Consider the following 11,534-nt stretch of genomic DNA (forward strand, 5'->3'; position numbering starts at 1 on the left):
CTTGTTGATAATGCGGGATTCAGGTTGTTCCCGCTGGCGCGCCCGGGATGGCAGGCGCGCATGATCGAACGGTTCCCAAGATGACCACCACCAGCGACACCACCACCGAAGCGGCGCCGAGCAGCGCCCCCCTGTTCTACACCCGTCCGGTGCCGCTGCAGGCCGATGTGCACGCCGATCTGCGCATCCTGCCGGGCAGGCTCGAGTTTGCTGCCGGCAACAACGCCATCCCGCTGGTGCTCGGCGAGTTCTCGCTGGCGCTGCATCACTTCCCGATCCTGTTCGCTGGCCCGACCGCGGTGCCGATGGCTGCCGTGGGCGTGTCCGACCAGAACCTGTTCATCAAGGACGGCCTGTGGGAAGACGAGGCCTATATCCCGGCCTACCTGCGTCGTCACCCCTTCATCTTCATCGACACCGGCGCGGAGAACGACTTCCTGCTGGGCATCGACGAAGAGAGCGCGCGCGTGGTCAAGGGTGGTGACGAAGGCCAGCCGCTGTTCGTCGATGGCAAGGCCACCGACATGGTGCAGCAGGCGTTGGAGTTCTGCGGCCAGTACACCCGCGAGCACGAACAGACCCAGGCCTTCTCCAAGGCGCTGATCGACAACGGCCTGCTGGTCGAGCGCAACGCCACCGTGCGTACCCCGGATGGCCGCGAATTCAACCTCAACGGCTTCCAGGTCGTGGACGTGGAGAAGTTCGTGGCACTGCCGGAAGCGACCGTGATCGAGTGGCACCGCAGCGGCTGGCTGGCCCTGATCCACCAGCACCTGATGTCGCTGGGGCGTTTCAACGACCTGACCCGTCGCCAGGTCGAGCGTCTGGCGGCCTGATCAGTCAGAGCGCATGGCGTCCGCAATGCGGGAGCCATGCCAGTGCTGCAGCAGCTGCAGCAAGCGCCGCACATCGGCCCAGTCGGGTGCGGCGTCGTTTCCCAGCGCCCACAGGTCGGACGCGATTCCGGCCTCATCGGTTGCGCAACAGAATTGCAGCGTACCCTGCAGGCGATGTGCATGATGACGCAGCGCCGTGGCATCGTAGTCCTCTACGGCCTGCTCGATGCCCAGCAGCTCGCCGTTGATGTCGGCCAGGTAGGCCTGATCCAGCGGCACGACGGTGTCGACGATCGTAGCCCCTGGCGCTGGCGGCAGCTCCAGTGCCTGCAGCAGTTGTCCGATCTGCAGGGGCTTGGCCAGGACTGCATGGAAGCCTGCGTTGCGGCAACGCGTCGCGTGCCTGCGTCCTGTCCGGGCTGACAGCGCAATCAGTCGCGGCGGTTCCCCGGGCTGGTTGCGCAGTTGCTGCGCCAGCGCGTAGCCATCCATGCCCTGCAAGCCGATGTCCACCAGCACGATCCGTCGCGGGGTCTGCGCCTGCTCGGCAAGGGCATCGTCAGCGTCGGCCAGGGCGCGGACCTCGGCCCCAAGGCGGCGCAGTTGTTCGGCGATGATCTGGCGATTCATCGCGTGATCTTCGACCAGCAACAGATCCAGGCCGGCAAGCGGAAGGCCGAGGAGTGTCTGTTCCGCTGGCGGCAAGTCGGATCTTGCAGCCTGCACCGGCAAGCGCAGGGTAAACCGGCTGCCGCGACCCGGCACACTGTGCAGTGTCAGCGTGCCACGCATGGCGTGGGCCAGTTCGCGGGCGATCGCCAGGCCCAATCCGCTGCCGCCGCGCGCCTGCCCGTCCTTGCCTTGCTGGAACGGCTGGAACAATCGTGCAGCCTGGCGGGCATCGATGCCGATGCCGCTGTCGATCACATCGAGCAGCAGCTCCTGGGGATCGGCGACTGGTCTCAGCTGTACACGCAGATCGATCCCGCCGATATCGGTGAACTTCACTGCGTTGGCCAGCAGGTTGTCGACAATCTGGCGCAGTCCCTCGGGGTCGAGAGCGACGGCGGATGCCTGGTCCGGCGTGCCTTCGAAGCGCAGTTCGAGTCCTTTCAGCAGTGCCTGTGGGCGGACTGCGTCCAACGATTGGCGGCAGAGCAGGAACACATCGCAGGCCTGTGCGCGGGGCGTGAATCCCCCTTCGGCCAAGCGCGCGAACTCCAGTGAGCGATTCAACATGCCGCGCAGCGCATGGCCTGCGGCTTTGGCGGCGGCAAGCAGTTCGCGTTGCGCCTTGGGCGCGGGCGATTGACTGAGCAGGTCGATCGAGGCCAGCACCACCTGGGCCGAATTGCGTATCTCGTGGCTGATCACACCCGCTGCGCGTGTCTGCTTGCGCCGCTCACGTCCGTGTTGCTGGTGCAGCGAAAGCCAGAACACGGGAAGGCCGGCCAGCAGTGCCAGCACTGCCAACAGCCAGATCGGGGGCGGCGTGCGCAGCCAGTCCAGCGCCTTTCCCACCGGAGCCGGCAGTATCTGCCAGGCCCAGAGCTGCAGCAGGCCGGCATGCTCTTCCAGTGTGATGTCCTGCAGGGCCTGGTCGATGCGTGCCAGCAGTTGCCGGTCCTCGTGGCGTACCAGCAGGCGCAGGTCGGTGGAGAGCCCGATCTCGAATGGCTGCACCTGCAGCTGGCCGGCGAAGTACTGCCGGATCATCGGTTGCAGAGTGGTCTCCACGCCTATCGCGACATCGGCCATGCCCGCCTCGACCGCGGCCAATGTGGCATGCCGGTCAGGCAGGAACAGCAGTGGAACCTGCGGATGATGGGCGGCCAGCCATCCGGCATAGGGCCCGCCGCTGACCACCGCAACCGTTCGGCCATCCAGTTGCGCGATGTCATGCGGCAAGCGCTCATCCACGCGGCCGGCCAGCATGGTCCTGCCACCTCGGAAAGGGGCAGAGGCCACCAGATGGGGGCAGGACGGCGGCAGATGCCTGGCCGCCCCGACCACCAGTACCAGGTCGGCGTCGCCACGGCATACGGCGCTCACCGATGTGCCGGTGCTGGGATAGGGGTGCTCCTTGAACTGGAGTCCGGAATGTCGCGCCACGAGATCGGCGTAGCCGTGGGCGAGGGTGGGCAGCGGCGCCGTGCCCGCAAGGTCTGAGGGCAATGGGCGCAGCGAGGGTGCGGTCGCGACGCGGACCTCGCGACCGGGCAGCCATCGTTGTGACTGCGCGTCCTCGGCCGAAGCGGCCGGCAGCAGAAGCAGGGCCAGCAGCAGGAGGAGGGAGCCCTGCCGGCGAGGGTGGTCGCGCCGCGTCACGGGGCGTCCTGTGGGCGCCGCATGGCATAGATTTCGGCATCGTTGCGCAGCCCGAGCTTGCGCAGGACGGCGATCTTCTGCGTGCTGACGGTCTTGACGCTGCGGTGACGGTGCAGCGCGATCTCGGAGACGGTCAGGCCAGCCAGCAGCAGGTTCAGCACTTCGCGCTCGTTGCGGCTGAGCTCACCGCAGTCTGCCGGAATGGTGCGGTCGGGTGGCAGGCGCTCGAGCCCCTGCGACACACGAATGATCGCTTCGGACAGCATGGGCAGTGGCTCGGCCTTGCTGACGATACCGCTGATGCCGGCCTCCAGCAGGTGATGGAGATGGGTGGCGGGGGAGAGGGTGGCGAAGGCAAGCAGTGGCGTGCGTGGGAATGCGCTGCGCAGCAGGGGGATCAGCTCCGCGCTGCTGCGATCGTCGCGGGCCAGTGTCAGATCGATGATCGCGACATCCACCCGCGTCTTCTGCAGGGTCTGGATGAAGGCGTCACTGTGCCCGTGGCTGGCGATGATCCTGAAGCGGGCGTCCTGTGACAGGTGCAGGCCGGTGCCACGGCGGACGACTTCATGGTCGTCCAGGAGTGCCAGGCGCAGTCGGCGCGGTGCGGGATGTCCATTCATGCGCAGGGAGGTGATCGGCGCCGCAGAGGCGTGGCGATCATTCTGGCGCTGACGCCCCGCTGATCATTCAATCTGCAGGGTTTTTGCGATTATTCCTAAGAATCGATCATCAATGAAAATTGAACTGGGCAATATTCATTGATGAGGGCGATGGACGAGCCGGTCAGGTCGGTGTTCCGCGCGGCTTGTGTGTGGCAGGTGCCATCAGGACGGTCAACAGCATGGTGTCGCCCTGTGTGCCGGCGTCGAGCCCGGTGGCCTCAAGCTCGTCGATCAATGCGTTGATGCGGGCGAGGCGCGCATCGTCGGCGCGGAAGGACAGGTGCCTGACCACGCAGTTGCGGTGCGGTCCTTCAAAGCGGGCGGCGGCATGGGCGGCGGCCGAGGCGAAGGCGCGCAGGGTGGCGGCGACGACGCGTGTCGCCACGCGAACGAGACTGCGCCGGCCGGACGGGGTGCGCACCGCGTCGCGGGAGGACAGCTGTGCTGAGGCCGCCGCGTAAACCGCTTCGGGCCGGCGGCCGGTGTCGCGGTGTTCGGTGATGCGTACCAGGCCATGCTTCTCCAGGTGCGCCAGATGGTGGTAGAGCGCTGTGGCCGGGCGGCCCAGGCGCTCGGCAAGCTCGCGGATGCTCGCCGGACCCTCTGCGTCCAGGCGCTGCAGTATCGCCATCCGTGCGGGGGAGGCCATCGCGGCAAGCTGGGTGGGTGTCAGCTTGAGCGCTGCCGGACTGGGGCGGCTTGCGGTGGAGGAATTCATAATTCAAACTATAGTTCAAATTTAAATTATATGGGCTCGGAAATGCGCACGGCACGTATCTGGATTGCCCTGGGTGGCCTGCTGTTGGCAATGATGGGCAGCAGCAGGCCCGCTGTTGCCATGGAAGTGGTACGTAGCGATGTTTCGGGCAGGGCGGACAGCACACTGGATGCGGCCGTGATCCAAGGCATCGACAGTGGCGTCGGCCAGGTCATGCGTCGCTTCAATGTTCCTGGTGCGGCGGTGATGGTCCTCCAGGACGGGCGCCTGGTCCACGCGAAGGCCTATGGCCAGCGCGACCTGGCGCGGGGGCTGGCGGTGCGTGCCGACACGCCCTTCGAGATCGGCTCGATCACCAAGCAGTTCACCGCCGCTGCGGTCGTGCAGCTGCAGGAGGCCGGCAGGCTCACGCTGGATGATCCACTTGCCAGGTACCTGCCAGACGCCCCGCATGCGCACGAGGTGACCCTGCGCCAGCTGCTGTCCCATACCAGCGGCCTGCATGACTATTTCGACGGGCCCGAACGGGAGGTCGATGCCCTGGTGACGCAGCCCATTGCGTTTGATCGGCTGATCGCGCGTATCAGCGATCGCCCTCTCGATTTCGCGCCGGGCAGCCGCTGGTCGTACTCCAATACCGGATACATCCTGCTCGGCCGGGTCATCGAGGTGGTATCTGGCGAGCGTTACGTCGACTACGTGCGACGGCACCTGCTGGAGCCGCTGGGCATGCGGCATACCTTCACCCTGGCCGACACGGGGCGACTGCAAGGCATGGCGGTGGGGTATCGGCACGAGGCGGGCGTCCTGCGCCGATCACCTTACTTCCACCCGGACTGGAGCGGTGCTGCCGGCGCCCTGGTCAGTACGCTGGACGACCTCGCGCGCTGGGACCACGGCCTGAGCGAGGGTCGCGTGGTCAGCCAGGCTGGCTACCGTGAAATGATCACGCCGGTGCACACCGGTGAGGGTGGCAGCGCCGACTATGGGCTGGGGTTGTTCGTCAATGCGGTCTACGGCCAGGCCCGGATCGGCCATACCGGTGGTTCGCAGGGGTTCACCACCGCCGACGAGTATTTTCCCGATTTTGGGCTGCGCATCATTGCCTTCACCAATCTTGGGGACAAGGCGCCGGAGGCCGGGGTCACGCTGACCAATGCGGTCTTCAGTGCGCTTCATCCCGCCATCGTCGCTGCCTGGAGCCGGCCTGCGCCTGGCGAAGAGGTCGCAGTGACCGCGCGTGCGCGTGCGACGTTTGAACAATTGCAGGCCGGGCACGGCTATGCGGATTTCAGTGCGAACCTGCGTGCAAGGCTGGAGGCGGGGATGGGCGCCGGGCTATCGAAGGCGGTCGCGCCCTACGGGAAGCCGGCCACCCTGATCTTCAAAGGTACCCAGGCCAGCGAGAGGGGCACGATGTACCGCTACGTGGCAACCTTTGGGCCGGGCGTCTTCATGCCGTACATGATCCGCCCCGACGAAGAAGGCAAGGTTGCAGGGTTCGCGCTGGATTGACTGCCGGGAGCGGCTGCGTCCAGGGTGCGGGCCATTTCGCGGGTCGGCGCCCAGCCCAGATCGGCGTACAGCGGCCTTCCCTGTTCGGTGGCGTGCAGCACCGCATAGGTGACGCCGCGTTCGGCGAAAGCACGGTCGGCCCATGACATCAGCGTGCGGGCGATCCCACGCCGGCGATAGGCCGGCTCGACGTAGACGTTCAACACATAGCCACGGCTGTCCTGCTCCGGGTGGGCAGGGTGGGGCGGCCAGTCGATCAGCATCAGGCCGATGCCCGCGATGGGGCGCCCCAGGTCCGTGAGGGCAAATCCGAAATAGTCGCCGGAGGCCAGGCGCGGCGCGAGCCAGGCACGGAAAGGACCGGCCATCTGCTCCAGCACGTCTGCTGGGCGGCCACTCTCGCGGAACATCGCCTCGCGGTGGGCGCAGATCAGATCCAGGTCATCGGCGAGCAGGGCCCGAATCCCAAAGCCATCACTGCCTGGCAGGTCTGTACTGTCGAAGTGCCCGTCCATCGTCCGCCTCATCCGTTTAAACCTTTCTGGCAACCCCTGCATCGTATCTGCATGGAGCATGACGGACGCAGGGGGATGCACCTTCCATGATGGGCTATTACCTGAAGCTGGCGCTGCACAACGCCAGGCGCAACACGATCATTACCGCACTGATGGTGCTGGCGGTTGCCGTGGGGATCGGCGCCAGCATGACCACGCTGACCGTCACCCACCTGCTTTCCGGGGATCCGCTGCCTGGCCGGAGTGATCGGATCTTCTACCCGCAGGTGGACGTCGATCCTGGATCGAAAGGACGCGAACCACACGACGTACTCGACTATCGGACCGCGCACGATCTCTGGTCATCCGGCCAGGCAGACCGGCAGACCATGGTGGTGGTCAATCCGGTGAAGCTCCGTTCGGACCTGGCCGGGACGGCGCCGCTGATGGGATCTTCGATCTCGACCACGGCGGACTTCTTCCCCATGTTCGAGGTGCCCTTCCAGTATGGCCGCGCCTGGACGGCTGACGATGACCAGCGTCGCGGCCGCGTCGCGGTCATCTCGGCCCGGTTGAACCAGCGCCTGTTCGGGGGCCGCGACAGTATCGGCCAGACCCTCCGGGTCAAGGATACCCATGTGCAGGTGATCGGCGTGCTGGATCACTGGCGGCCCTCTCCCTTGTTCTACAAGATCAGGGGAGGGCGGTTCTCGGGTGGCGAGACGTCAAGTTTCTACGCCGCGGCCGATGACATCTATCTGCCGATGTCGACCAGCCTGGATATCAACGAAGGCGACTTCCAGCCCTTTACCTGCTGGGCAATGCCCGATAAGCCGGGTGTGCTGCAGAACTCGCCCTGCGTGGCGGTCGCGGTCTGGGTGGAACTGGGCAGCCCGGAGAAGGTGGCCGGCTATCGTCGCTATCTGGCCAACTACGCCGGCGAACAGCAGCGTCTGGGGCGCATCCGGCACGCCGACAATACCCGGCTCCGCTCGTTGATGGCGTGGCTGGACTTCAACCAGGTAGTGCCGAGTGACGTGAAGGTACAGACGGTGCTGTCCTTTGCGTTCCTGATGGTCTGCCTGGCCAATGTGGTCGGGCTGCTGCTGGCGCGCTTCCTGCGCCACGGCGGAGAAATCGGCCTGCGGCGCGCACTGGGTGCCAGCCGGCGTGCGGTGTTCATGCAATGCATGCTGGAAGCCGGGCTGATCGGTGTCGCCGGAGGGTTGGGCGGGCTGCTGCTGACCTTGCTGGGCCTGTGGGTGATCCGCACCCAGCCGGTTGCCTACGCGGACCTGATCCATCTGGACCCGGCCATGTTCATGGCCACCTTCGGTCTTTCCCTGCTGGCCAGCCTGGTGGCAGGCGCGATTCCCGCCTATCGCGCGAGTTCGATCCAGCCCGTGGCGCAGCTCAAGCTGCTGTAGAGGACACGATCATGCAAACCGGACTGATCATCGCAGCGCTGCGCAAGCACCGGCTGGCCACCCTGTTGATTGCATTGGAGATCGCGCTGGCCTGCGCCGTGCTGTGCAATGCCATCTTCATGCTCACCGAGAAGGGGCGTGCACTGAACCTGGACAGTGGCCTGGCCGAGTCGTCGCTGGGCATTGTGCAGCTCTCCGGATTCGATGCCGCGCAGGCCGCTGACCTCAATGCCCGTGTGACCGGTGCACTGCAGGCGATTCCGGGCGTAACGTCGGTCGGCATCATCAGCGCCGTTCCGTTCGGTGAGCCGGGTGTCCGCGCGGGTGTCCATACCGATGAGAGCGGCAACGTCTTCGGCGGGGTCCTCGATTTCTACCTGGGTGATGCGGTGGCGATCCGGGCGCTGGGCCTGAAGCTGTTGGCCGGACGCCTGCCGGATGCCGCCGAGTACGCGCCGATCGGGCAGTACGTGCCCGCCAATGCGCCGATCCTGGTGACGCGGCAGCTGGCAGAGCGTTACTGGCCCGGGGAGCCGGCAGTGGGGCGCAGCCTGTGGTCGATGGACAGCCGTTTCACCGTTATCGGCGTGGTCGAGCACCTGGCTGTGTCACAGCCAGGTGGAGGGGAGGCGCTGGGCAATGATTGGTCCGTGCTGATGCCGGCCAAGCCAGGTCCGCAGTTGGCGGGGCGCTACCTGGTGCGGGCCGCGCCCGAAGCGCTGCCGCGGGTCATGGCCGACGCACAGCGGGCGGTGGCAGCAGTGGCCCCCGACGTGGTATTCGACCAGGCCGCCAGCCGCACCGTCGCCGAGCTGCGCGCGGACTATTTCCATGGCGCCAGGTTGATGATGGCGCTGCTGGCGGGCGTGATCGTCGCGCTGCTGGGAGCCACCGCGCTGGGCATTGTCGGCCTGGCCAGCTACTGGGTAGAGCAGCGGCGCAGGCAGATCGGCATCCGCCGTGCGCTGGGTGCTACACGCCGCGACATCCTGCGCTACTTCCAGCTGGAGAACTTCCTGGTCGTGAGCCTGGGTGTCGTAGTTGGCGCGTTGCTGGCCTATGCATTCAACCTCGGTCTGATGCGGTTCTACGAACTGCCCCGGCTTCCACTGGCGTACCTGCCGATCAGTGCGCTGGCGCTGTGGCTGCTGGGGCAGGTGGCGGTCCTGGCACCTGCATTGAGGGCGTCCGCGATCATGCCCGTGCAGGCCATCCGGTCTGCCTGATTTCCGGTGCTGCATGCTCAGGGCGCTTGACGTGCCTGCGGGCACGCCCCGCATGATGGGTGTCTCCCGCAGATGCTGCCGTTCTCCCTATGACTACCGCCTCCCTGCTTGATCCTGCCGCGTTCGATATGCCACGCGATGTGCTGTGGCTTTCCCATTGCAAGGACGGGCCGCTGCCGCGGGCATCCGCGGATGCGGTGCAGGCATTGATGGGGGTGCAGCTGCGGCCGTGGGAGTTGCGCTGGGAGGAGGACTTCCTGGATGTCCAGCGCAGGTTGCGGCATGCCGCTGCGACGCTGCTGGCCGTTGACGCTGCGGACATCAGCCTGATGACCTGCACCTCGTCCGGCCTGGAGGCCGTTGCGTTCGGTTACCCCTGGCAGGCCGGTGACGAGATCCTGATTCCGGCAGGCGAGTTCCCCAGCAACCGCCTGCCGTGGCTGGCGTTGTCCCGACGCGGCGTGCGGTGCCGGGAGGTCGACCTGTGGCAGCCAGGCCAGCGCCCGACCGCACGGGATGCGCCGGAAGATCGGCTGATCGAAGCGATCACGCCGCGCACCCGGATGATCGCCGCCTCCTGGGTGCGCTTCCAGGATGGAATCAAACTGGATCTGCAGAAACTGGGAGCGGCGTGTCGCGGCGCGGGTGTCGATCTTGTGGTTGATGCGATCCAGGGTGCCGGCACGACAACGCTCGAACTGACGGGCGTGAGCGCGCTGGCGACCGGGGGCCACAAGGGCCTGCTGGGCCTGCAGGGGCAGGGCTTCCTTTGGACCGAGCCCGGGTTCCGCCAGAAGCTGGTTCCGCTGGGAACCTGGCTCTCCGGGCCCGAGGAGTTCTCGCAGACTTCGGACCCGGCGCCCGCGGCCGACCTCTGGGCCACGGACGGACGGCGGCTGGAAGCGGGCAGTCCTTCGATCCTGTCGTGCGAGGCACTTGCCTCATCACTGCAGCTGCTGCTGGACTGTGGCGGTGTGGCCGCCATCCAGGCGCATGTGGCATCGCTGCAGCGGCAGCTGCTCGATCAATTGGCGCAGGGTGACGGGACGTGGCGTGCGGAAGCTGCGCGACTGATGGCGCTGCTCGAACAGGATCGCCTGGGCCCGACGCTCTGTTTCGCGCTTCCGGAGGATCGGTTGGCGCGCCTGCTGGCGACAGCAGAGGCGCAGGGCATCCACAGCAGCGTCCGGTTGGGTTATCTGCGCGTCGCATTCCATTGCTGGCATGACGCCGAGGATGTCAGGCGCTGCGTGGCGTGGCTGCTGGGCACGCTCGACTGATCCGGAGCACGGACGTTCAATGCCCGGTTACGGTGCGATGCACCGCCTGCTGCAGCATGTCGAGATGGAACGGCTTGGCCACGAACGGCGCGCGGCGATGCCGCGCCGGAACGAGCTGGTCATAGACTGCTGAAACGAACAGATAGGGAATGCCGAGGTCGGCCAGGCGGTCGGCAACCGGAAACACCACGCCGTCACGCAGCTCCACATCCAGCACGGCGCCATCGAAGTGCTGGGTGTCGAGCAGTCCCATCGCGTCGAACACGCTGTAGGCGTGTGTCACCTGGCTGCCCCCGTCCTGTAGTGCCTGTTCCATCAAGGCGGCCAGGTCGAACTGATCCTCCACCAGCAACAGGTTGCAGGTGCGCGGATGGGATAGGGGATGCATGCCGGAGGTGCCTGTCTTGCGGTGGGGTAACGCAGTGTGCGCAGCGGCACATCAACGCCGTGGATGCGCCGCGTCAGGTTGGCGCGAAATGCCGCCTGCGTTCACCGGTTTCCAGCGAAGACGTCATCGCACCGACTGCGGCACGCGCCGCAGCTTGTGGGTGTCATAGCCCATCGCCGCAATGCGCTGCACTGCCTGCTGGTAGTCGCTTTCCGAGACCCGTGGCGTACGTGCCATGTACCAGACGTAGTCACGCTTGCTGCGCGCCACGATGGTCTGGCGGTAGTCTTCGTCGAGCCAGGCAATGATGTATTCGGCCTGGATCGGCCAGATGAACTGCATGCCCCAGACGGCGCCGTTTCCTTCCTTCTCTACCCGGCCGATCGGATGCATCGACTTCTGCGGGGCGTCGAAGCTGCCCTTGCGATAGGTGAAGGTGGTCTGGATGCGCCCATCCGGTCGCAGCGCGTAACTTTCCACGGCGTCGAAGGCCTCGCGCTCGGGCCGTGAGGGAATGTGTGCGATCACATACCAGTCGCCCATGAAACGCGGCACGTCCACCGCGGATGGACGCGGCAAGGGGCGGGTGTCACTCGCGCTGCAGCCGGACCCGAACAGGCCGACCGCGAGCAGGGGGAGCAGCGAGAACATGCGCAT

At 66.3% G+C, this 11,534-nt stretch carries 11 protein-coding genes; 5 read left to right on the forward strand and 6 right to left on the reverse strand.

The features are described from left to right. Positions 1-80: 80 nt before the first annotated feature. Entirely contained in the window at positions 81-836 is a 756-nt protein-coding gene (locus tag D5301_RS07870) for a SapC family protein (RefSeq protein WP_071227413.1), read from the forward strand. On the opposite strand, the gene D5301_RS07875 is transcribed toward D5301_RS07870, so the two are convergent. From D5301_RS07875 to D5301_RS07885, 3 genes are all read right to left on the reverse strand, one after another. Next, entirely contained in the window at positions 837-3,164 is a 2,328-nt protein-coding gene (locus D5301_RS07875) for an ATP-binding protein (protein ID WP_324187287.1), read from the reverse strand. Beyond that, positions 3,161-3,787, reverse strand: coding sequence for a response regulator transcription factor (locus D5301_RS07880; RefSeq protein WP_153855301.1), 627 nt, complete (start codon positions 3,785-3,787; stop codon positions 3,161-3,163). Before D5301_RS07880 ends, D5301_RS07875 begins: the two co-directional genes overlap by 4 nt. Before the next feature lie 163 nt (positions 3,788-3,950). Continuing rightward, complete coding sequence (locus D5301_RS07885; protein ID WP_153855302.1) at positions 3,951-4,547, reverse strand: helix-turn-helix domain-containing protein; 597 nt, start codon at positions 4,545-4,547, stop codon at positions 3,951-3,953. Between the two features lie 42 nt (positions 4,548-4,589). Between D5301_RS07885 and D5301_RS07890 the strand changes: the two genes are divergently transcribed. Then, positions 4,590-6,062 (forward strand): serine hydrolase domain-containing protein, encoded by a 1,473-nt coding sequence (locus D5301_RS07890; RefSeq protein WP_194936618.1) that lies wholly within the window; start codon positions 4,590-4,592, stop codon positions 6,060-6,062. On the opposite strand, the gene D5301_RS07895 is transcribed toward D5301_RS07890, so the two are convergent. Next, positions 5,972-6,577: a GNAT family N-acetyltransferase gene (locus D5301_RS07895; protein WP_153855304.1), complete on the reverse strand. Its 606-nt coding sequence runs from the start codon at positions 6,575-6,577 to the stop codon at positions 5,972-5,974. The genes D5301_RS07890 and D5301_RS07895 overlap by 91 nt on opposite strands. A gap of 86 nt (positions 6,578-6,663) precedes the next feature. Between D5301_RS07895 and D5301_RS07900 the strand changes: the two genes are divergently transcribed. The 3 genes from D5301_RS07900 to D5301_RS07910 all read left to right on the forward strand — a co-directional run bounded on the left by D5301_RS07900 (position 6,664) and on the right by D5301_RS07910 (position 10,489). Further along, positions 6,664-7,983 (forward strand): ABC transporter permease, encoded by a 1,320-nt coding sequence (locus tag D5301_RS07900; protein ID WP_153855305.1) that lies wholly within the window; start codon positions 6,664-6,666, stop codon positions 7,981-7,983. Between the two features lie 11 nt (positions 7,984-7,994). After that, positions 7,995-9,209, forward strand: a complete 1,215-nt coding sequence (locus D5301_RS07905; protein WP_153855306.1) for an FtsX-like permease family protein — start codon at positions 7,995-7,997, stop codon at positions 9,207-9,209. 89 nt (positions 9,210-9,298) lie between these two features. Then, positions 9,299-10,489, forward strand: a complete 1,191-nt coding sequence (locus D5301_RS07910) for an aminotransferase class V-fold PLP-dependent enzyme (protein WP_153855307.1) — start codon at positions 9,299-9,301, stop codon at positions 10,487-10,489. Positions 10,490-10,505: 16 nt separating this feature from the next. On the opposite strand, the gene D5301_RS07915 is transcribed toward D5301_RS07910, so the two are convergent. Next, positions 10,506-10,877 (reverse strand): response regulator, encoded by a 372-nt coding sequence (locus D5301_RS07915; protein WP_110712277.1) that lies wholly within the window; start codon positions 10,875-10,877, stop codon positions 10,506-10,508. 123 nt (positions 10,878-11,000) lie between these two features. Then, positions 11,001-11,534, reverse strand: a complete 534-nt coding sequence (locus D5301_RS07920) for a lipocalin family protein (RefSeq protein WP_153855308.1) — start codon at positions 11,532-11,534, stop codon at positions 11,001-11,003.

It is taken from the genome of Stenotrophomonas sp. MH181796, assembly GCF_009659995.1.
In the GTDB taxonomy this organism is placed as follows: domain Bacteria; phylum Pseudomonadota; class Gammaproteobacteria; order Xanthomonadales; family Xanthomonadaceae; genus Stenotrophomonas; species Stenotrophomonas riyadhensis.

What these genes read in the sequence shown, in the direction of transcription:
- D5301_RS07870 (WP_071227413.1), top strand. Translation starts at nt 81, where the DNA reads ATGACCACCACCAGCGACACCACCACCGAAGCGGCGCCGAGCAGCGCC.
- D5301_RS07880 (WP_153855301.1), bottom strand. Translation starts at nt 3,787, where the DNA reads ATGAATGGACATCCCGCACCGCGCCGACTGCGCCTGGCACTCCTGGAC.
- D5301_RS07885 (WP_153855302.1), bottom strand. Translation starts at nt 4,547, where the DNA reads ATGAATTCCTCCACCGCAAGCCGCCCCAGTCCGGCAGCGCTCAAGCTG.
- D5301_RS07890 (WP_194936618.1), top strand. Translation starts at nt 4,590, where the DNA reads ATGCGCACGGCACGTATCTGGATTGCCCTGGGTGGCCTGCTGTTGGCA.
- D5301_RS07895 (WP_153855304.1), bottom strand. Translation starts at nt 6,577, where the DNA reads ATGGACGGGCACTTCGACAGTACAGACCTGCCAGGCAGTGATGGCTTT.
- D5301_RS07900 (WP_153855305.1), top strand. Translation starts at nt 6,664, where the DNA reads ATGATGGGCTATTACCTGAAGCTGGCGCTGCACAACGCCAGGCGCAAC.
- D5301_RS07905 (WP_153855306.1), top strand. Translation starts at nt 7,995, where the DNA reads ATGCAAACCGGACTGATCATCGCAGCGCTGCGCAAGCACCGGCTGGCC.
- D5301_RS07910 (WP_153855307.1), top strand. Translation starts at nt 9,299, where the DNA reads ATGACTACCGCCTCCCTGCTTGATCCTGCCGCGTTCGATATGCCACGC.
- D5301_RS07915 (WP_110712277.1), bottom strand. Translation starts at nt 10,877, where the DNA reads ATGCATCCCCTATCCCATCCGCGCACCTGCAACCTGTTGCTGGTGGAG.
- D5301_RS07920 (WP_153855308.1), bottom strand. Translation starts at nt 11,534, where the DNA reads ATGCGCATGTTCTCGCTGCTCCCCCTGCTCGCGGTCGGCCTGTTCGGG.